Source organism: Ekhidna sp., assembly GCF_965212185.1.
Taxonomy (GTDB): Bacteria; Bacteroidota; Bacteroidia; order Cytophagales; family Cyclobacteriaceae; genus Ekhidna.
Genome location: NZ_OZ243102.1, coordinates 4,164,292 through 4,183,005 on the forward strand (window position 1 = coordinate 4,164,292; position 18,714 = coordinate 4,183,005).

At 40.2% G+C, this 18,714-nt stretch carries 23 protein-coding genes; 17 read left to right on the forward strand and 6 right to left on the reverse strand.

The features are described from left to right. Positions 1-5 precede the first annotated feature (5 nt). Both ACOMC3_RS18255 and ACOMC3_RS18260 read left to right on the forward strand, forming a co-directional pair. Entirely contained in the window at positions 6-824 is an 819-nt protein-coding gene (locus ACOMC3_RS18255) for a LytTR family transcriptional regulator DNA-binding domain-containing protein (protein WP_420317328.1), read from the forward strand. Between the two features lie 86 nt (positions 825-910). Beyond that, a complete protein-coding gene (locus ACOMC3_RS18260; RefSeq protein WP_420317329.1) occupies positions 911-1,528 on the forward strand; it encodes a DinB family protein in 618 nt (205 codons plus the stop codon). 54 nt (positions 1,529-1,582) lie between these two features. Here the strand turns inward: ACOMC3_RS18260 and ACOMC3_RS18265 are convergent, their stop codons facing one another. After that, positions 1,583-2,545 carry a YheT family hydrolase gene (locus ACOMC3_RS18265; RefSeq protein WP_420317330.1) on the reverse strand — a complete coding sequence of 321 codons (963 nt, stop codon included), beginning with the start codon at positions 2,543-2,545 and terminating at the stop codon, positions 1,583-1,585. A gap of 14 nt (positions 2,546-2,559) precedes the next feature. Here ACOMC3_RS18265 and ACOMC3_RS18270 point away from each other — a divergent pair, with 14 nt between their 5' ends. Together ACOMC3_RS18270 and ACOMC3_RS18275 are read left to right on the forward strand one after the other, a co-directional pair. Further along, a complete protein-coding gene (locus ACOMC3_RS18270) occupies positions 2,560-3,402 on the forward strand; it encodes a UbiA prenyltransferase family protein (protein ID WP_420317331.1) in 843 nt (280 codons plus the stop codon). A 9-nt stretch (positions 3,403-3,411) separates the two neighbouring features. Beyond that, complete coding sequence (locus ACOMC3_RS18275; protein ID WP_420317332.1) at positions 3,412-4,539, forward strand: hypothetical protein; 1,128 nt, start codon at positions 3,412-3,414, stop codon at positions 4,537-4,539. On the opposite strand, the gene ACOMC3_RS18280 is transcribed toward ACOMC3_RS18275, so the two are convergent. Further along, the gene (locus ACOMC3_RS18280; protein WP_420317333.1) at positions 4,540-5,328 is read right to left on the reverse strand and encodes a PhzF family phenazine biosynthesis protein; all 789 of its coding nucleotides are present in this window, start codon (positions 5,326-5,328) and stop codon (positions 4,540-4,542) included. Positions 5,329-5,669: 341 nt separating this feature from the next. On the opposite strand from ACOMC3_RS18280, the gene ACOMC3_RS18285 reads away from it, so the two are divergent. From ACOMC3_RS18285 to ACOMC3_RS18305, 5 genes are all read left to right on the forward strand, one after another. Beyond that, on the forward strand, positions 5,670-6,260 hold the full coding sequence (locus ACOMC3_RS18285; protein WP_420317334.1) for a hypothetical protein: 591 nt from the start codon (positions 5,670-5,672) through the stop codon (positions 6,258-6,260). 404 nt (positions 6,261-6,664) lie between these two features. After that, positions 6,665-6,934, forward strand: a complete 270-nt coding sequence (locus tag ACOMC3_RS18290; protein WP_420317335.1) for a hypothetical protein — start codon at positions 6,665-6,667, stop codon at positions 6,932-6,934. Between the two features lie 119 nt (positions 6,935-7,053). After that, positions 7,054-7,488, forward strand: a complete 435-nt coding sequence (locus tag ACOMC3_RS18295; RefSeq protein ID WP_420317336.1) for a YHS domain-containing (seleno)protein — start codon at positions 7,054-7,056, stop codon at positions 7,486-7,488. 102 nt (positions 7,489-7,590) lie between these two features. After that, positions 7,591-7,965 carry a hypothetical protein gene (locus ACOMC3_RS18300; protein WP_420316999.1) on the forward strand — a complete coding sequence of 125 codons (375 nt, stop codon included), beginning with the start codon at positions 7,591-7,593 and terminating at the stop codon, positions 7,963-7,965. Then, positions 7,962-8,897 (forward strand): IS3 family transposase, encoded by a 936-nt coding sequence (locus ACOMC3_RS18305; RefSeq protein WP_420317337.1) that lies wholly within the window; start codon positions 7,962-7,964, stop codon positions 8,895-8,897. The genes ACOMC3_RS18300 and ACOMC3_RS18305 overlap by 4 nt, the downstream gene beginning before the upstream one ends. Positions 8,898-9,180: 283 nt before the next feature. Here the strand turns inward: ACOMC3_RS18305 and ACOMC3_RS18310 are convergent, their stop codons facing one another. Further along, positions 9,181-9,894, reverse strand: coding sequence for a DsbA family protein (locus tag ACOMC3_RS18310; RefSeq protein ID WP_420317338.1), 714 nt, complete (start codon positions 9,892-9,894; stop codon positions 9,181-9,183). Positions 9,895-10,013: 119 nt separating this feature from the next. Here ACOMC3_RS18310 and ACOMC3_RS18315 point away from each other — a divergent pair, with 119 nt between their 5' ends. Both ACOMC3_RS18315 and ACOMC3_RS18320 read left to right on the forward strand, forming a co-directional pair. Beyond that, complete coding sequence (locus ACOMC3_RS18315; protein ID WP_420317339.1) at positions 10,014-10,580, forward strand: RNA polymerase sigma factor; 567 nt, start codon at positions 10,014-10,016, stop codon at positions 10,578-10,580. Further along, positions 10,567-10,953 carry a DUF6768 family protein gene (locus tag ACOMC3_RS18320; RefSeq protein WP_420317340.1) on the forward strand — a complete coding sequence of 129 codons (387 nt, stop codon included), beginning with the start codon at positions 10,567-10,569 and terminating at the stop codon, positions 10,951-10,953. The genes ACOMC3_RS18315 and ACOMC3_RS18320 overlap by 14 nt, the downstream gene beginning before the upstream one ends. 1 nt (position 10,954) lies before the next feature. On the opposite strand, the gene ACOMC3_RS18325 is transcribed toward ACOMC3_RS18320, so the two are convergent. Beyond that, positions 10,955-11,944 carry a hypothetical protein gene (locus ACOMC3_RS18325; protein ID WP_420317341.1) on the reverse strand — a complete coding sequence of 330 codons (990 nt, stop codon included), beginning with the start codon at positions 11,942-11,944 and terminating at the stop codon, positions 10,955-10,957. 220 nt (positions 11,945-12,164) lie between these two features. Here ACOMC3_RS18325 and ACOMC3_RS18330 point away from each other — a divergent pair, with 220 nt between their 5' ends. Together ACOMC3_RS18330 and ACOMC3_RS18335 are read left to right on the forward strand one after the other, a co-directional pair. After that, positions 12,165-12,485, forward strand: a complete 321-nt coding sequence (locus ACOMC3_RS18330) for a PadR family transcriptional regulator (protein ID WP_420317342.1) — start codon at positions 12,165-12,167, stop codon at positions 12,483-12,485. A gap of 26 nt (positions 12,486-12,511) precedes the next feature. Continuing rightward, a complete protein-coding gene (locus ACOMC3_RS18335) occupies positions 12,512-15,124 on the forward strand; it encodes an ABC transporter permease (protein WP_420317343.1) in 2,613 nt (870 codons plus the stop codon). Here the strand turns inward: ACOMC3_RS18335 and ACOMC3_RS18340 are convergent, their stop codons facing one another. Continuing rightward, entirely contained in the window at positions 15,125-15,637 is a 513-nt protein-coding gene (locus tag ACOMC3_RS18340) for a DUF350 domain-containing protein (RefSeq protein ID WP_420317344.1), read from the reverse strand. It abuts the gene before it with no gap. A gap of 23 nt (positions 15,638-15,660) precedes the next feature. Next, positions 15,661-16,476: a hypothetical protein gene (locus ACOMC3_RS18345; RefSeq protein WP_420317345.1), complete on the reverse strand. Its 816-nt coding sequence runs from the start codon at positions 16,474-16,476 to the stop codon at positions 15,661-15,663. Between the two features lie 83 nt (positions 16,477-16,559). On the opposite strand from ACOMC3_RS18345, the gene ACOMC3_RS18350 reads away from it, so the two are divergent. The 4 genes from ACOMC3_RS18350 to ACOMC3_RS18365 all read left to right on the forward strand — a co-directional run bounded on the left by ACOMC3_RS18350 (position 16,560) and on the right by ACOMC3_RS18365 (position 18,710). Continuing rightward, a complete protein-coding gene (locus ACOMC3_RS18350) occupies positions 16,560-17,018 on the forward strand; it encodes a BLUF domain-containing protein (protein ID WP_420317346.1) in 459 nt (152 codons plus the stop codon). 70 nt (positions 17,019-17,088) lie between these two features. Continuing rightward, positions 17,089-17,559: a BLUF domain-containing protein gene (locus ACOMC3_RS18355; RefSeq protein ID WP_420317347.1), complete on the forward strand. Its 471-nt coding sequence runs from the start codon at positions 17,089-17,091 to the stop codon at positions 17,557-17,559. Between the two features lie 81 nt (positions 17,560-17,640). Further along, positions 17,641-18,165 (forward strand): RNA polymerase sigma factor, encoded by a 525-nt coding sequence (locus ACOMC3_RS18360; RefSeq protein ID WP_420317348.1) that lies wholly within the window; start codon positions 17,641-17,643, stop codon positions 18,163-18,165. Next, positions 18,162-18,710, forward strand: coding sequence for a YciI family protein (locus ACOMC3_RS18365; protein ID WP_420317349.1), 549 nt, complete (start codon positions 18,162-18,164; stop codon positions 18,708-18,710). Before ACOMC3_RS18360 ends, ACOMC3_RS18365 begins: the two co-directional genes overlap by 4 nt. Positions 18,711-18,714: the final 4 nt, after the last annotated feature.

The window sequence follows — 18,714 nt, forward strand, 5'->3', positions numbered from 1 at the left end:
ATATCATGACAATTGCCATTTCAAATCAGAAAATCAGGGTTAGCGATAATACTGTCAGAAGGAGTTTGATGGTGCTATTAGCGTTCATCATGACACACCTGATCACGTATCAGAAGCTCCCATTCTCGCCCGCCTACCGTTTTCCAGTCATTCCATTCTCTATATTTCTGATCTATGGGCTGTTTATCTGTGAGACCAATACCTGGAACTATCGAAGACTTTCAAAAAAAGTCAAACTCGGCTATGATCTAAATTCTGTGCTGCTGATCATTAGAACAAACCTGCTTTATTGCACCTTTATATTCACGATTCTTAGCCTGTTGCAAATGCTAATCTTTCAATACGTGATGAACCCATTCCGATTCGTTGGATTGCTTGGAGTTTGCCTGATGATATCGCTGATCGAAACTGGTGTATTCATTTTGCGAGGCTATGCCAGGGGCAATGGCACACTTACATTGAATAAGCTTGCATTATATGGAAAGAGTTTGTCTATCGTTCGAAACGGAGAATTACGAACGATAGCTGAGGAGGAAATCTCTTGCTTTATTCATCAAAACGGATGTGTATTCTTAATTGACAAAGGGGGCAATAAACTCATAACCCAATATGAATCACTTAGTGAAGTGGAAGAAAAACTATCTCACTTATTTTTTAGAGCCAATCGGCAAACCATTATTTCAAGATCTGCGATTCAATCCTTGCAAAAGGATGTAAACAATAAACTCAGGGTGCAGCTGAACCATCTGCAGGAGTGCATTACAGTCAGTCGCTACAAAAGCCGGGAGTTAAAAACCTGGTTCAAAGCAGACCATTCAGCCTGAAATCTCTGACCATTCAACTTTCTTGAGTCGATTTTCATAGCCTCGCCAATCAGCTAGTCGTTAGGATTGGCTAAAAATCAAATACTATGAAAAAATTACTAAGCACAACCGTACTTATGGCCATTTGGGTGCTAGGGTCGTCCTTTACATTAAGGGAGGGTGATCTGACAAAGGAAGACCGCAAGTACGTAAACGACTACTTAAAGCAATCGCAGAAAGAGCTTTTCAGTAGAATTAAAAACCTGAGTCAAGAACAATGGACTTTCAAAGCAACGGAAACGTCCTGGTCACCGGCAGAAATCTGTGAGCACATTTTCAAAACGGAAGGCACGCTAGTCAAACGTGCAGACGCCATGGACACTACCGAGTGGAAGCCAATGCCTGAAAGCTATGTGAATGAAAAGGTGGACTTTATTATTGATTTTCTACAGAACCGAGAGCGTAAGTTCAACGCACCGGAACACATTCAGCCTGAAGGCCAGTTTGCAAATGCAAAAGCATTTATTTCAGAATTTAAACAAAAGCGTGGCGAGACAATTGCCTACGTCAATGAAATTGAAAAGCCGCTAAAAGGGTATTACAAAGATTTTGGTCCATTGGGTGAAATCAGTGGTTATCACTGGTTGGTATTTATCAGTGCACATACTCAGCGTCACATCAAGCAACTGGATGAAGTGTTAGAGAATCCGAAATTTCCAAGTTGAGATTTTGAGTTGTAGCGTAAGTAGAGTGGCCCTGTATGCGATACAGGGCCTTTTTTATTTCCTTTCGAGAAGGAATGATTCAATTCTATGGATGAACCATAATTTCCCATTTGTTTTTCGTGTAAAGCCTGTGTGACCTCCAAACTCAGGTGTCTCCAAAAAAACGTTTTCACTCGATTGACATTGAATATAAGGATAGCAGTTTGGGGAAAGCAACGGATCGTTCTTGGCATTCACTATCAATAAAGGGACATCTATTTTTATTAAAAACTGAGCGCTTGAATGCTTTTTAAAGTACTCTTCCTGGCTGCTAAACCCGTGAAGAGGAAGTAAAAAATCCTTTTGGAGTTGATCCAATGTTGTTATTGCATTGAGTTTATCTAGATCGATCAATTCTGGAAACTCTTTGGCCTTTCGCTCAATTTTTCTCTTCCATTTTTCAACGAAGCTTCTTTCAATTTTATGGTTAAAACCTTTTGATAATTGGTCAGAAGCTGTTGAGAGATCCATCGGAGTGGAGAAAACGATACCCCCTTTTATCTGTTTGTTAGGATTGCCTGATCCAAGGTAGTTGATCACGAAGTTGCCTCCCATGGAGAAGCCGATTAAGCCGATGTGATTGTATTGACCCTTTCCACTTGCATAATCGATGACTTTTCTGAAATCAGAAACATCTCCATGGTGATAAAATCTAGGAAGACGGTTCAATTCACCGCCACAACTTCTGTAGTGCCAAATCAGTAGGTCAACACCACGCCTGGAAAAATAGTCTACGGTCTGTTCGATAAAATGATCCTTGGAATTGCCTTCAAAACCATGTGAAATAATGAACAGAGTGTCTGAGTTGTTTAAAGACCAGTCCAGGTCTATAAAGTCTCCATCATCAAGTTCCAGTTTTTCTCTTTTATATGGAAGATTCAATCGCTTGCTCAAGAAATAGGGCACCAGCGTTTCCATCCAAGCATTAAATAATAGCAGTGGCCTTTTCTTGTAGCTCGATTCCTTTATTATTGGCATCAGAATTCGTTTGCATGCTAAAGTTGCTCCAAGATATTCGTAAAATCTTCAATGCCATCATTTATACCATCAGGCCATCGGCTACTTTGGGTGCATGCATACTGGTATTAGCTGCTTTGAACCCTGAAATGAGTGACTGGCAGCCACTTGTATTTTTGATGTTAGCCACATTTTTTGGTGGAGCTTACTGCTTTCTCGTAAATGACATTTTTGACAGGAAAAAGGATCTGGCTAATGAGAAGTTCCGACCGATTGCTACTGGAGTTTTACCGCTACATGTTGCAAAAGGAGTATCCATGGCTTTTGCTCTTATTTTTATGACCATATGCTGGTTTCTTGGTCAAATACCTTTTATTCTTTCCGTAGTATTTCTGCTTTTAGCGTCCTTTTATTCTTACATCAATCTGAAAACGGGGTTACTGGCAAATGTTGTGGTTGCACTCATTGTATCAGGAACACAATGGGGAGTTTGGGTTATCAAACCTGATGATTATTTATGGTTGTCTTCCATATTCTTGTTCTTGTTCACGATTCCACGCGAAATATTACTTGACTATTTGGATGTTTCCGGAGACCAAAAGATTGGGAAGAGATCTTTACCAATTCAACTTTCTGAGCGAAAGCTATCCTGGGTCATGTCTTTTTTCCTTTTGTTGGCTAGCGCCTCACTCGTACTTTTGATTACCACTGAACAGCGTAACACAACCACTATCATCCTACTGACTATCACCATTTTGTCAGTTTGGATTTCGTTTTGGCGATACTTTAAAAAGCCGAATCATCAGACAGCACTTTATAGTGTTAGGTTATCACACATTACGTTTGCCTTACTTATTCTAGCTTTATTGAGTCGATAACTACACACAGTGCATAAATCATTCATCTTCTCCATACTCATCATTCTATCGCTTTGCGGCAATAGTCAGTACTCTATTATAGATGTACTTGAAAGGCTCGATTCCTTACAAGTTGACCAAAATGATTTTTACGATTCAGGTCTTTTCCCCTGCCAGCGTTCATGGAGTTTTTCTAATAATCCGGTTGAGGACAATACCATCTTCTTTTCTGCATCTATCGCTTTCACTTTAAGAGAGATTTATCCGCTACTTGATTCAGGAGCTCAATTGATTGCTCATCAAATCATTGCCGGAGTTGGGCGGAACTACCAGAAATACAGGAGTAGAAAGAGTGAGGCTACCTTCAATTTTTGGCAGACGATAGCACCGGATTTACCATTTCCCAATGGGGGTCGACTGATTTCAAATGAGGGTATGCGCCTACCTGACGATTACGATACGTCTTGTCTGATAGCCCTGGCTGCTGGAAATGATTCTGTTAGCCTTAACCTGCGAAAAGCCATGGTTGAGTATGCCAATCGTGCCAATCGAAATGAAAATGAACCAACCACACTCAATGAATACAAAGATTCGCAGGCATATGAGGTTTGGTATGCCAAAGAAATGCCTCAGACATTTGATATCTGTGTCATGTCGAATGCCTTGCTTTTTGTAGTGAAGAATGGGTTTGAATTAAATGGTACAGATAGTGCCACATTTGAATTGATTCAACAGATGATCAGAAATGATGATCATTTAACTAACACTAAGTTCATCTCACATCATGCAACTTCTCCTGCGTTAATACTCTATCATGTATCTCGCCTGATCAAAGCTGATTCATTGGGAATATTGAATGATTTAAATCGTATAGTAATTGAGGACCTACTACAATTACTGGATGAGTCTGAAAATGAAATGGAGAAAGTCTTGATTCTAACCTCCCTATTTAGGTTAGGTCATTCCATATCTGAAGCTCCAAACTTTGACGAATTGTCAAAAGACCTTCAATCGTTTATTTTCTTTTCAGTAAAGCCATTTGGGAGTGGATTTAGCTCGCTGCGATTGGATGGGATTTCACCAACCATTGATTGGTACTGCGAAGCATACAACTGGGCGCTTGTGCTGGAATACCTGGTCCTTTCGGAGGCTAACTAATCAAATTTCAATTTCACCTTTCATGTAGGTCACGGCATTTCCAGCGATGAGAACTCGTTCTCCCAGGTCGGTGCAATTGAGATATCCTTTTCTTTCTGAAAGCTGATAGGCGATCATTTCTTTCTTTCCGAGCTTTTCTGACCAATAAGGAATCAGTGAGCAATGGGATGAACCAGTCACTGGATCTTCAAAAAGTGCTCCTCCGGGTAAGAAAAATCGTGATACAAAATCAACACCATCACCTTGAGCAGTGCAAATGATTCCACCTTTATCAAAATGAGCAGGACTTAGCAAGCTTTCATTCACTTTAAGTGATCGCACTTCCGCTTCACTGTCATACACCAACACCCAATCCCTGGACTTAAGCACTTCTTTAGGCTGGTGTGTAAAGGCTTTTAGAAGGCCTTCGTTCATTTCAGCTGGTTCAGGTTTTCTAGATGGAAAATCCAACTGTAGCAAATGATCTTTTCGCTTAACCACTAAAGGACCACTCATCGTCTCAAAATTTATCTGATCCTTGGAATAGCCTAAGTGATTGTAGATGACATGTGCTGACGCTAATGTCGCATGCCCGCAGAGGTCAATCTCGAACTCAGGAGTAAACCACCTTAATTCGAAAACATCTCCCTGCTCTTGAAAAAAGGCTGTTTCAGATAAGTTATTTTCAATGGCAATTTTTTGGAGAACATCCTCGATGGGCCACTCGTCTTCGATTGGAACAACTGCGGCAGGATTGCCTGCAAACAAATGATCTGTAAATGCGTCAACTTGGTAAATGGGTAGCTTCATATTCTAAATATACAAAAGAAAAAGAGGCTTTATCTACTAAAAACGGACGATTTTGAACAATGAGTTGTTCAGATGCGGCCAGATAACCAGCATTGATTCTTTACCGTAAAATCATACATGAAATTACTACTCTGGTTCATTCTACTAGTTATATGCTGGCCGCTTGCTTTGGCCATTCTTTTCTTTTATCCAATCATCTGGCTGGTACTGCTGCCTTTTCGAATCCTAGGGTCTGCAGTAGAAGGTGTCTTTGCATTTATCCGAGCGCTTTTTATGCTGCCGGCGAGGGTGTTGGCGAGGTGAAAATCTTCGAATAAGCCAGAATATGATTAACTTAATCCATGGCCTGGCTTGTCTACCATCTTACCTCTTTTATCAGATTACCACTTGTCTTTCATCCATTTCCAAGGAGTAATCGGTCCATACCGATGGTAATCATTCCAAGTGCAGGACTGATTAGTTTCATCTTTTTATTGGTTTCGGCATTGCTGATTTATGCTCCATTAATATTAATTTTTTTGAATGCACTTGTCTCAGATATTCTGGTTCCTGAGCTGCTGATTGTGAGTCTTTTTGGACTGATTATTGGTACAATATTCAGATACATTCAAGGAAGCACCTCTAGTGTGGTTCGCATTGATCCTCGAACATTGACGCTTATCTTTTATAGGTTAAAAGGAAAAGTAGAGCAGGTATTTGATCTTAATGATGCGATTGGATTGGTGCATTACCGCGAGAAATACAGGGGAACCAAAAACCATAAAATATGTATCGCATTTGAAGATGGCCATCAGGTGCTTTTGAAGTTGACCATCTTTGAAAAGAAGGCCAGAAAGCTGTTAAGTTCATTTGAAGAAGTGCTGAACTTGAAAGAAATGAACCCTCCTAAAAGGTCTATTTTGAATGACGGGCAAGTGACATTAAGTAATTGAGTGGTAGCCAAAACATCTTCGCGCTGCGGAGAGCTGTTTATGTTGTTGGCGAGAATTTTGAGTTAAATAATGGAATTCGAGTACGTAAATCGTTAGTCATTCGTGTATAGAGAACTTTCCTTGATTTATTAGTGGTGATGTAAACGAAGTAATTGTGATTTTTCACTCTCTAAATATAAATAGATCCTTCGCTGTGGCTCAGGATGACACTTCGATCTAAAAAAGAGGTACACTTAATAATACTTTAACTCCGCATTGATTTCCGTGCTGTCATGCTGAGGTACGAAGCATCTCAAATAGATCCTTCGCTGCGCTCAAGATTACACCTCGATTAGAAATAATCGTATAAGATTGAATGAAGCTTTCTATCTCCATTTGAGTTGGATTTCAACTAACTTTAATACATGACGCAGAATCAAAAACTCCATGCGATCCTGAGGTATCTTGATTATATATCTAATCACAGAAGCAAAAGCACCTTGACCGCTTCTGATGTTTCAAGGTACTTTTTTAAAGAATTTGAAGTAGAGATTCCCATTGGTGAGGCCAGACGTTTGTGTCAACTATTGATCGATAATAATGTAGTAGCAGATGTGGATTCATCTGATGAGGTATGTATCGGATATAGCAATTCAACCTCAAAGGCATTGCAAAATTCAAAATACATGGATTAAGAAAGTCATGTAGAACATCTTTGCTGTTAAATCCTTCCCCGCCTCCAGAGGGGACAGCTGGCGGACATACTGATTCGATTAACTAATCTTTTGGTTCAGTGCTTCCGTAAATTACCACTATGAAACCCATTGCATCAATACTTCTTTTATTTGTTTGTTTCATTGCCTCTGCTCAGAAAAGCCCCATCTACACCACCAATGATGGCGCAATCAAAGGCTATGACCCGGTAGCATACTTCAATCAGGGTGAACCAGTAAAAGGAGTAGAGAAATTCACATTCAAATGGAAGGAGGCAGATTGGTTCTTTAGTACTCAAGAAAACTTAGATGCATTCAAAGCAGATCCTGAGAAGTATGCCCCACAGTTTGGTGGTTATTGTGCCTACGCAGTTGGCAATGGCTATACGTATGCATCCAGTCCTATGGCCTGGCGTATTGTGGACGGAAAACTCTACCTCAACTACAGCAAGGGCATCCAGAAAAAATGGGAAGCAGATCGGGATGCATTAATTAAAAAGGCGGAAGAGAATTGGCCGAAGGTGATAGAGGAGTAGGGGTGGTATAAGACATCCCCCTCCCTCGCATCACCTAACGCACCCCCCTTCAAAGGGGGAATTGTCTTGTCCTGAAATAGGTTTACACAATTTAAGTGTGAAATGAGAATTAAAACAGGAAGCCGTATTTATCGAAGTGATTCGGAGAAACTACGAATAATACAAGAAGTACTATCAGGTAAACTTAGTAAAGATGCAGCTCAGCGCAAGTATGGAATCAAAGGCCATAGTGCCATCACCAACTGGATGCGTAGTTTTGGTATAAGAGAGCCATTAAAAGGCAGTGTTTATATGTCTAAATCAAATAAGGAACAGGAGAATCCTGAAGATTTAACTGCAAGAATTAAGGAACTAGAAGAAGCGCTGAAGTTAGCTGAGCTAAAGTCAGAAGCTTATTCAAAGATGATTGACATAGCCGAGGAGAAGTTTTCATTGAAGATCAGAAAAAAGTTGTCCACCAAACAGTCAAAGCCATGAAGCACATTTATCCATCAGTAGGGCTGAGCCGTATTTGTGGGCTGTTTGGTATAAGCAGGCAATCCTACTATCAGTATCAGGCGAGAAACAGATCATTGGAGTCCACTCATCAACAGATACTGCAATTGGTTCTGGATCAAAGAGCATCTCATCCATATTTAGGAGGCAGGAAGCTCTTTCATCTGCTTCAGTCGGATTTTGATCGTTTAGGTATCCGTATAGGCAGAGATGCATTTTTTGATCTGCTTTCCAGCCATCATTTGCTGATAAAGCGAAGAAAACGACGGGTATCGACGACAAACTCCAGGCACTGGTTTAGGAAGTACCCCAACTTGATTAAGGATCTGGCTATTCAAAATGTGAATCAAGTTTGGGTGAGTGATATTACATATTGGAAGTGGAGAGATCGCTTTCATTACATCTGCCTAATCACCGATGCTTACAGTCGAAAAATAGTAGGTTATGAGTTATCTGATAATCTGGAAGCCATCAATAACCAACGAGCATTACACATGGCAATCGAAAGCCAACCTGGATCTTTAAAGGGATTGATCCACCATTCAGATCGAGGCATCCAGTATTGCAGCCATGAATATGTGGAAATGTTATCCGCTAGAGGTGTGCTTATCAGTATGACTGAAAATGGGGATCCATTAGAAAACGCTATTGCTGAACGAGTCAATGGGATAATCAAAGAAGAATATCTTCAGCATTATGAGGTGAAAAGTCTCTCACAGGCCAGAGACCTCTTAAGTGAAGTAGTAAAACGCTACAATCAAGAAAGACCTCATCTAAGCTGTGGGATGATGACACCCAACCAGGTTCACTTAACGAATATTAAGCCGGAATCTCTTTGGAAGAATTATTGGAAAAGTGCAACTGTCAACGTAAAACAGGACTATAATCAAACTGTCAACATATGTCAGGATTAACTATGTTTAATTGTAAACTTATTTTAGGACGACACAATTACTCCTCATTCAGGATTATAGATATAGCATTCCCCCTAAAAAAAAGGGGGTTAGCAAAAGCGGCAGGAACCGTATTCCCTTGGGAGGATAGCAACAGCTATCCGAGTCATGGGAATCTCCTATTAAGGATGTTAAAGGTGAAGAGATTCCCAAGTCTCATTCGTTCCTCAATCGCAAGGGAATAAGGTTTGTGTATTATCCTCAAGTCTCCCTCCTTCTTCGTTCGCAAGGGAATAGGGTAAGCTCATACCTCCTCCATGGTCTTTTCTACTTGTGCTTTCATCTGATCAAAGGATGCATAACCATGTGCAATCATAAAGAGTTGATCCTTATGTAATAAAACCATGGTTGGGTAACCTTGCACGCCCCATTGTCTATTCAGCATAAACTCATTTCTGGTTTCGTAGCGCACTTCTTCACTTTGGAATCGTTCGGAAAATTTCTTAAAATCAACATCAAACTTTTCGCAAATGCTTTTGTAATACTCAAGCTGGCCGGGATCCTCAGACTCCACATAAAACTTGCGCTGAATCTCCTCGAAGAATTCCATTTCTTTCTCCTTCACAAAAGGCCTGGCAGCTACCACACCTCGACAAGCTGGTTCAGTATCATAGTTAAAGTCTTCCAGCTCCATGAGCTTGTACCCAAATGGCTGACCACTCATTTCATTTACGTGACCCCAATGTTCTTTTAGAAAATCCTTCATTTTGTCGTCCCAGGCCTCTCCTCCACCAGGACGCAAGCCACCAACGACAATTCGATAACCGACTTCTTTGTCTCGATAATAATCTCTGAGTTTTATGAGATCAGGAGAGATGCCCCAGCACCACGAACACATCGGGTCACCTACATAAATAATTTCCGTCTTTTCAGTCAGTTTTTTCTGACCTATTGATTGAAGGTCTTCGAAAGAAGAAGGAGTACATATTCCCGTTTCAGGATCACAATATGGATTCATGTTATGCTAAACAGCTATTTCTTTATTTGAGTTTGCAGACAATTCAAATTCAATTGTTAATCGGTAGATTGTTAATTGAAGGGAACCTTTTACCAAGACCTCCGACTAAAGGGTAGCAAATGAAAAGTTCGGATCAAATAATTGAAGAATGGCTGGTAATTAATTGCCAGGCAGGTGATCGTAAAGCATTTGAATTGCTGGTAAAACGATGGAATCCCAAAATGTTGGCCAGGGTTTACTATACAACGAAAGACGCATCTGCTTCCAAAGACATTGTTCAGGAAGCATGGATCACCATTATTCGAAAGATCAAGACATTAAGAGATCCGGGTGCATTTCAGGGCTGGTCTCTCCGAATTGCTACTCGTATGGCCATCGACTGGATTCGATCCAATCAGGTAAGCCGAAAGAGAGAAGACATTCGAAGGACTATTCAGGAAGAGTTTATTGAAAGCAATCCATTACCTCAGGAAGATGCATTTAATGAACTGAGGCAGGCGATCGCTCAATTGCCAGATGAGCAAAAGGAGGTGATCCAACTTTTCTACCAGGAAAACTTAACCATTATCACCATTGGAGGGCTGTTAAAGCTTCCCATTGGCACGGTTAAATCCCGACTTTTTCGAGGGCGGGAACATTTGAAAAATATGTTAGAAACTAAACTTTATCAAAATGAAAACGAATGAAGACATTGACCAGATGATCAAGGAGGCATTATCTGAAGACGAAAAAGAGCTATTCAACACTTATGATGAGCAAAGCTTGCTTCAAAAATTTGGTGGGCTATTTCACGGAAAAATGAAATGGCTGAATGCAATGACATTTATCGTGCAACTAATTATGTTCGGCTTTGCCATATACTTTGGTTATCGCTTCTTCGGGACAACTGATAATACAGAGTTATTCCGATTTGGTGCAGGCTTTTTCCTTACTACGCTATCCGTTACGATGCTGAAAATGTATCATTGGATGGAGATGAATAAGAATACAACCATTCGAGAGATCAAACGATTGGAATTGCAGGTTTCTGTATTAGCTAAGTCTTTTCATAAAAACTAGCTTACTTCTTGCGGGCAAAAGAAGTGATAATACCAAATTTGATCCCTGACAGATCCATTCCATCTACGTTATAAAATGGAAGCGAGAGAGTACTAAACATCCGGAGGTTAACGGTAGAATTTCTATTGATCAAAAAGCCACCACCCACATATGCACCTATTCCGGATTCCCCATAGGTGTAGGGCTGATCATATAGTTCGTCTTTGACATTGGTATACCCATATTCCATCCCTCCCTGGACAAAAAAGGTCATCCGTTTTCTGGTTAGTGGGTATGTCACCCCAAGATTCATATTTCCTGTTTGCAGTCTTCGTTGACTAGATTGATGATTAATTGATAAGGTAGATGACGGATATAATTCAAAATCCAAATTGAACAATACGGTTGATGCGTCATAGGTATAAACCAAGCCAAATCCGGAAAGTGTACTTTGATCAGGGATATGCTTACCTCCCAGCATGATCCCAACAAAATGATTCACATTGATTTGAGCCAATTCTACTCCTTGCTGATCGTATTGAGTTACCTCATCGATTTCAATGTCTGTTTTTGCAGACCTCTGAGTCATAAATGACCGACCCAGCCTCGAAAGCAGCGGATCCAGATCTTGCTCTATCGCACCCTTTGCCATATCGTGCCAAAGCAACTTGTTACCGGTACTCTCATAGGCTCCCAGTGAGATAATGTAAATCCCTTGCAAATAATAAATTTCGCCTTTCAACAGATATGGTGCATTCAATTCAAGAGCTTTTTCAGCGGATTTAACCAAAGTTTCCTGTCCCAGATAACCCTCTCTACCAATATTTTCATCAAGAATAATCGTGTAATCGTTATTGTCTTCAATGTAAGATTTTAGCAATTTGGAAGTGGAATATTGTAATCCTTCTCTTTCCTCGATATTTATTAATTCAAACCCCGGAAAATAGACAACTTGTTGAGACAAGCTGATGTGTGCTATTAATAGCACCAAGCCAAATATTATGCTTTTCATTATGGTTAAAGTTGAGTTATGAAGCTAAGAGCACTTTATAAAATCAACCCCCTAACAACCCAGCATAAAAGTCAAAATAAAGACTAACCCATTAGGGGGTAATTGGATTTTAAATGACTAATGCAGTTTTTTTAGATGTTTAGCCTAATTTTTTCTCCATTTAAGAAACAAATAGTTTATAATTACGTCTTCATTTAAGAATCATATTAAATCAACCTATATGAAAGGAACACACCTTGGAGAATTTCAGGAGATCGTCATGCTCAGCATACTCATTTTGGAGGAGAACGCTTATGGAGTAACGATCCAGGAGGAAATCGATCGACGTATGGGTCGTAGCATCAGTAGGGGTGCCCTACATACGGCCCTCACCAGACTCGAGGAAAAGGGCTTCATCTCTTCCGACTATGGAGAACCTACCTCTGAAAGAGGAGGACGTAGAAAACGCTACTATGAAGTGACCAATAAAGGACTGGCCACTTTGCAGGAGGCAAAAGAACTTAGAGAAGGCATGTGGGACCTCATCCCAAAACTCAGCTAAACACGAACTCAAAAAGGACTACTACTATGAAACATCCCGAGATACCATCATTTGTCTATAAGCTGTTCAAATGGTTTTGCAAGGACCACCTCTTTGAAGAGTTGGAAGGAGATTTGGAAGAATCTTTTCTTGCAAACAAGGCGAAGTTCGGGCTCAAAAAGGCGAGAAGAATATATACCAGGGAGGTATTAAAAATGATTCGCCCGACTGTATTAGACCAGCCAAAATCAGGACCTGGATATCAGGCAGCTTTGATTGGAAGTTATATTACTATCTCACTGAGAAATCTTCGCCGGCAAAAGCTGTTTTCTTTCATCAATATTTTCAGCCTTTCTGTGGCAATGTCTAGTGGTCTGCTGGTCATAGGAATGATCTCAGATCTTCTGAAGTTTGACGAGTTTCATGAACATAAACATGAGATTTATCGGGTCATTTCCTCCCCCACTTATCAATCAAGGCAACTGGATATACAAGCCACCTCTCCGCTAGACCTTGGTCCGGAGATGAGAAGGCAAATTCCTAACATTCAGGTCACCCAATTGGGTAGACGCTTGCAGGGAACAGCCACAGCAAACGAAAAGAAGATCTTCATTAAAGGCATCTACGCAGATGAGCATTTCTTTGATTTCCTCACTTTTGACTTAGTCAAAGGAAACGAGCAAAAAGCATTGAAAGACCCATTTTCAGTTTTGCTCTCCAAGAGTTTTGTCAAAAAAACGTTTGAAGATCTAAATCCGATCGGAGAAACCATAGACATTGAGGGGCTAGGGACATTTCGCGTCACTGGCATAGTCGCTGATCCACCACAGTTTTCACACCTTCAGTTTGAGGCGATTGTTTCTTTGAGCACTACACCAATCCTTGCCCGACAAGGAATTATTAGTAAAACCCATGACCAATGGGAAAACATGGATCGCTATTACAATTATCTCTACATCCCTGAAAACGCAGAGAAATCAAGTGTAATCGTCTGGCTCAAAAACACAGCACCCACCTACTTTAAAGATCCGGATAATTTCAAGGCCTCTTTTGAGCTTCAGCGCATCAATGAAATTGTACCTGGCCCGGATATTAGTGATTCCATTGGTCCCAAAATGATCTACTTGCCAATCATCATCCTTTCTGTTATTGCCGCGGCGATCTTGTTGTCCGCTATTTTTAATTACACCAATTTATCAATGGCCCGTTCACTTAGAAGAGCAAGAGAAGTAGGTGTAAGAAAACTCAATGGTGCTAGCAGCGCTTCTATTTTCGGTCAGTTTACAGTGGAGGCGATTATTTTATCATTATTCTCACTCGGTTTAGGGATTCTCTTATTCCGATTGCTACGAAATGGCTTTATTGAAATCCTGCCCAGAGCGGAGGAAATGGTAAGCCTGGAGCTTACTCCTCAGCTGATCGGCTGGTTTGTTTTGTTTGCTTTGTTGACTGGGTTAATCGCTGGATTGAGTCCGTCTCTGTTTTTCTCAAGGCTCAGTTCATTGCGCGCTCTTCGCTCTGGTAAAATGCTAAAGGCTTTATCAGGGATTAATTTTCGAAAAAGCTTAATAGTTGCCCAGTTTACGCTCAGCATCATTTTCGTATTGGCTGTCGTCATTACACACAAACAATACTCCTATTCTCTGAATACTGATCTTGGATTCAATAAGGATAACATTCTAAATCTGAAGGTTCAGGGAAATGATCCACAGATTCTGAAATCCGAATTAATGAAGCTTCCGGAAGTATCGAATGTATCATTCTCTTCCTACATACCTGGAGTGGGAAACTGGAACAACCTGCAGCTGGTGGATGACCGAAATCAGGATTCAATTTGGGTGCATCACATCAAAGTAGATGATGCCTTTTTAGACAACATGCAAATTGAATTGATTGCAGGGAGGAATTTTGAGCCAGGTGAAAATGATGTGCGTGAATCCACCATATTGGTCAATGAGACTTTTGTGAAAAACTTTGGCCTGGGCTCTCCTTCGGAAGCTTTGGGAACGGTCTTCAATGTAGAGGGTGAATCCGTGGAGATTGTGGGTGTTATCAAAGATATCATTTATGCTAATCTGGAAGAACACATCAACAGTTTTGTGATCAGAAATACGGGAGACTATCAATATGCCAACCTGAAAGTAGCAAGCTCTGATATTTTAGGGACGCTTAGTAGCGTGGAGGAGGTATGGGACATGGTTGATGCCAATCACCGAATGGATGCAGCATTCATGGATCGGCAAATCGAAGATTATTATGAGTTTTTGGTGGACTTCATGAAAATTTTTGGATTCATAGGATTTTTGGCGGTTTCTATTAGTTCACTGGGTTTATTTGGCATGGCCATTTACTCTACTCAGACACGCATGAAAGAAATCGGCATTCGAAAAACGTTTGGCGCTACTGAGGGAACACTCATTTACCTGCTTTCCAGAGGCTTTCTTAAAATGGTAATATTGGCTATTCTTATTGGAACACCTATTTGTTACATCATTTTCGATCAGGTCATTCTTGCTCAGAATGTATATAGAACACAAATTACCATTGTGGAAATTGGGAGTAGCATCATCGCCTTACTTGTTTTGTGTTTGATTACCATTATCACACAGACATGGAGAGCGGCGAGAACTAATCCTGCTACAGTATTGAGAGACGAGTAATTAGATTGGTGGCAGCTCCGGATACGGCACAATTGATTCGATCAAAAGAATGACTCCATTTTTAGCAAGGAGTGTTAAAGTGATCAAAATACTGCTAATGATGAGTGAAACCCCCACATTGTTGTTTCTGATTTCTTCAAACTCGCTGATTGGAGTGAGCTTGCTGTACAGGAATGTACTGATTAATCCAATGAGAATGGTGGCTGTGTAAGCTATGGCGATGTAAACGGCTCCAATTGTAATGTATTGGAAAGCAAGCATGAAGCTGCTTTCTGTCTGATTTAAAAGCCTGAATGAGGAGATCAAAGGCTGAACTATGCCACTAATCATGATTCCCACTGATAGAATGATGGCTGACACGAATATGCTGTAAGACAGATTGTAATCGTTAATTCCGTAATACTTGCGGCCCACCCATTGAACAATTTTATAGGTCAGTGCTAAGATAAAAATGCCAATGGTAATGGCAGAGATGATCTCAATAAGTGCTAAAATGGCCAAGTTAGGATTCATGGAGTTCAGATTTATGTTTCAATTTAGGTGCTTGGTGCCTTACGATTTACTAGTGCGATTTTCCAGTAATTTATGTTATTCGAGTTAGGAGGAAGCATCCCCAAAGGCCAGCCTTTACCAGTAGTTTCCCAGAAATAGTAATTCTTTCCTTCAAACTTAAGGTAGTCACCAGTAGCCGGAAGATTTAGTGCCAGCATAGCATGTGCATATTCATTACTTACCACAATCATTGGGTCGAACCCCATTTCATCCAGCATTGCAAAAATGAGAACAGCGCGCGTATCGCAATCGCCGTAAAGGGAATGAATGAACTCGTAGGGCGAAAGTATCCCCAAAGCGATGTTTCCAATGCACGGTTTTCCATTATTATTTGCGTTCGAGCAATCTTCTGCTCTTATGTAGCTATATGGGATGTCTTGAACGAATGTAACTACCAGTTCTGCTAACTCTCGTTGACTGAGGGATTCACTGACAGAAATTTCTCGTAATGAATCCACTAAAAAATCGATGCTAACCTTGCTGTCTTTTACAAGCTGGGAGTAGACGGTCCCCCAAAAATTTTCATAAGAGTAGTCTACATTGTAAATGACCTTATTTCTGGCCTTACCTGTGGCAAGGCTTACGGAATCAATTGAAAAATAATTGGTGCAAAAAGACTTGGAGTAATCGTTAAAATCCCAGCTTCTTTGATGCTTCCTATCATCCTTCGTATTTATTACCTGAAAGGTATCTTGACAAAATGGAGTAGGATCTGTTTGCCTGCTAATAAGTGAAATAAACCCTGTAATGATCATATAGACCACCGCAATAAATGTCAGGAACCTTATCAACCCTTTCATGGGCATAAATATCTAAAAAAGTCTGAAGATCAAGTTCCGTATCTGCTTCTAATTTGTTTAATTTAATTCCAAAGCGCCTTTCGATGATATTCTACATTATTTATACCAGTACTCCATCCGGATCAGTAACGCCAGAAATCCTAAACGACATTACAAAGAAGTCGATTGAATGGAATTCTGCTCAAGGCATTACAGGAATGTTGCTAAATGTAGAAGATAAGTATTTCCAATTTTTGGAGGGCGAAGAAAGTGCAGTTAGAAAGCTTTTTGAAATGATAAAGGGAGATGCTCGACATGAGAATGTTACACTCAGAATCCAAGGTTACGCAAATGAGCGAGTTTTTTCAGAATGGTCAATGGGTTCATGGATGCTATCCAATAAGGAGCTTGCTGAACTATCTGCACTGAACGACTTAAAGGCTTTCTTAGAGGACCCGGTAAATAGTAGCCTACAGTCGAAGAAGTTTGTTGCTATGATGAGCAACCTGCTTCAAACCTGGATCGCTCATGAGCCTGAAAGAGCTAAGAAGCTGAAAGGTTAAAGTCTATTTGAAATCAAGTCATAAAAGAGTAGAGGTATTTATTTAACTTAGGTTAAGTATCTACACTACCATGATCTTTTACCTCATCTATACTAGCAAACCAAGAATCCCAATGACAGTGGAAATTGTAGATGAGATTACCCATGCATCTATTCGAAATAATAAGGTTTTTGATATTACGGGAATGCTCTTGGCTATAGAAGGACATTATTTGCAATACCTTGAGGGTGGTAAAAAAGATGTCTTGAATCTCTTAAAGATTATTAAGCAAGATGCCAGGCATAAAGATCTTGTTGTCTGGGTTCAAGGATTTTATGAAGAACGTGTTTTTTCAGAATGGTCGATGGGATCCTGGATGCTGAGCAATGAAAAACTTGAAAAGCTCACTGCTCTGGCTGATGTAAAGAACTTTTTGAATGATCCTTCAAATACTGAATTACAAACCACGAAGTTCATTCATATGATGAATGGCCTTCTGAATACCTGGATTGCACATGAGCCTGAGCGCGTCAGCAAATTAAAGAACGGCACGTCTGGATAGCTATGCAGTACCATCAGATGTTTTTTATCTGGTGAACCAACCTTTTGGCCTACTTACCTAACTTATAGAAAACAAAGCAGATTGGAGAACCAAGAACTTGTAAGTCAGTTTCTGAAAAAACGTAGCGAAAAATCATTTTCGAAACTGTATCATTTACATACTCCACACTTGTATAAAATGGCTTTGCGGCTTACACAAAACACAAATGAGTCTGAAGAGCTCATTCAGGAGTTGTGGATTATAGCTATTCGTAAGCTTCCTGAATTTGAATGGCGCTCTGAATTGAGAACCTGGCTGATTGGAATTTTGATTAATCTTTCAAAAGCACAGTATCAGAAACGAAAAAATCATGAGGAAATGGTTGATAAAGGAAACACAAATTCATTTGAATCGAACTTTCAGGCTTCTTATGATTTGGAAAAAGCTATTGGTCAGCTTCCAAGAGGTTATCGGGAGGTGTTTATACTACACGATATAGACGGATATAAGCATAAAGAAATAGCCGGGCTGCTAAATGTAACGGAGGGGACGAGCAAGAGTCAGCTTTTTCAAGCACGTAAAGCGCTGAGAGAATATTTAGAAGCAGATAAATATCAAACGAAATGAATGACGAGCATCTTTCTGATGAAGAAATAAGAAGGTTTAAGGACTTAGACAATGAGCAAGTTCCACCAAGAGCGCTTGAACAAAAGATTATCAATTCCTTAAAAAATGAAGGACTCATATCTTCCAGTGGTTCTGCTACTATTATCAGATGGTCACTTAGAGTCGCGGCATCTGTACTTATTTTCTTAAGTGGCATCTTCTTTCAGCAATGGAGGGCTGAGGAAACAGCTCCTGAGCAATCATTTATGCTACTGCTCCATGAGGATGAAAACTTTCAGGCTGGAGACCCAATGAAAATGTTTGAAGCTCACAGCAATTGGATTAAAAAGGTTTCCGAAAGAGGAATTCGGATTCAAGGTCAGGAATTAAAAAATGATGCAATACTCATCTCAAATGAGGGACAAGAAGTGAAAAATAATGATCGAATTACCGGTTATTTCATATTTGAATCAAGTTCGATAGAGGAGGCTCTTGCAATTGCAAAAGATAACCCACATACCACGTATGGCGGTACAGTTGAGTTGAAACAGTTTATGGTTCGATAGATCT

Excerpts from the sequence above, each read along its gene's own strand:
- ACOMC3_RS18340 (WP_420317344.1), bottom strand. The coding sequence starts at position 15,637 with ATGAATCCTAACTTGGCCATTTTAGCACTTATTGAGATCATCTCTGCC.
- ACOMC3_RS18270 (WP_420317331.1), top strand. The coding sequence starts at position 2,560 with ATGCTAAAGTTGCTCCAAGATATTCGTAAAATCTTCAATGCCATCATT.
- ACOMC3_RS18265 (WP_420317330.1), bottom strand. The coding sequence starts at position 2,545 with ATGCCAATAATAAAGGAATCGAGCTACAAGAAAAGGCCACTGCTATTA.
- ACOMC3_RS18295 (WP_420317336.1), top strand. The coding sequence starts at position 7,054 with ATGAAACCCATTGCATCAATACTTCTTTTATTTGTTTGTTTCATTGCC.
- ACOMC3_RS18335 (WP_420317343.1), top strand. The coding sequence starts at position 12,512 with ATGAAACATCCCGAGATACCATCATTTGTCTATAAGCTGTTCAAATGG.
- ACOMC3_RS18355 (WP_420317347.1), top strand. The coding sequence starts at position 17,089 with ATGATCTTTTACCTCATCTATACTAGCAAACCAAGAATCCCAATGACA.
- ACOMC3_RS18310 (WP_420317338.1), bottom strand. The coding sequence starts at position 9,894 with ATGAATCCATATTGTGATCCTGAAACGGGAATATGTACTCCTTCTTCT.
- ACOMC3_RS18330 (WP_420317342.1), top strand. The coding sequence starts at position 12,165 with ATGAAAGGAACACACCTTGGAGAATTTCAGGAGATCGTCATGCTCAGC.
- ACOMC3_RS18260 (WP_420317329.1), top strand. The coding sequence starts at position 911 with ATGAAAAAATTACTAAGCACAACCGTACTTATGGCCATTTGGGTGCTA.
- ACOMC3_RS18290 (WP_420317335.1), top strand. The coding sequence starts at position 6,665 with ATGACGCAGAATCAAAAACTCCATGCGATCCTGAGGTATCTTGATTAT.
- ACOMC3_RS18345 (WP_420317345.1), bottom strand. The coding sequence starts at position 16,476 with ATGAAAGGGTTGATAAGGTTCCTGACATTTATTGCGGTGGTCTATATG.
- ACOMC3_RS18255 (WP_420317328.1), top strand. The coding sequence starts at position 6 with ATGACAATTGCCATTTCAAATCAGAAAATCAGGGTTAGCGATAATACT.
- ACOMC3_RS18305 (WP_420317337.1), top strand. The coding sequence starts at position 7,962 with ATGAAGCACATTTATCCATCAGTAGGGCTGAGCCGTATTTGTGGGCTG.
- ACOMC3_RS18325 (WP_420317341.1), bottom strand. The coding sequence starts at position 11,944 with ATGAAAAGCATAATATTTGGCTTGGTGCTATTAATAGCACACATCAGC.
- ACOMC3_RS18365 (WP_420317349.1), top strand. The coding sequence starts at position 18,162 with ATGAATGACGAGCATCTTTCTGATGAAGAAATAAGAAGGTTTAAGGAC.
- ACOMC3_RS18280 (WP_420317333.1), bottom strand. The coding sequence starts at position 5,328 with ATGAAGCTACCCATTTACCAAGTTGACGCATTTACAGATCATTTGTTT.
- ACOMC3_RS18285 (WP_420317334.1), top strand. The coding sequence starts at position 5,670 with ATGGCCTGGCTTGTCTACCATCTTACCTCTTTTATCAGATTACCACTT.
- ACOMC3_RS18300 (WP_420316999.1), top strand. The coding sequence starts at position 7,591 with ATGAGAATTAAAACAGGAAGCCGTATTTATCGAAGTGATTCGGAGAAA.
- ACOMC3_RS18315 (WP_420317339.1), top strand. The coding sequence starts at position 10,014 with ATGAAAAGTTCGGATCAAATAATTGAAGAATGGCTGGTAATTAATTGC.
- ACOMC3_RS18350 (WP_420317346.1), top strand. The coding sequence starts at position 16,560 with ATGATATTCTACATTATTTATACCAGTACTCCATCCGGATCAGTAACG.
- ACOMC3_RS18320 (WP_420317340.1), top strand. The coding sequence starts at position 10,567 with ATGAAAACGAATGAAGACATTGACCAGATGATCAAGGAGGCATTATCT.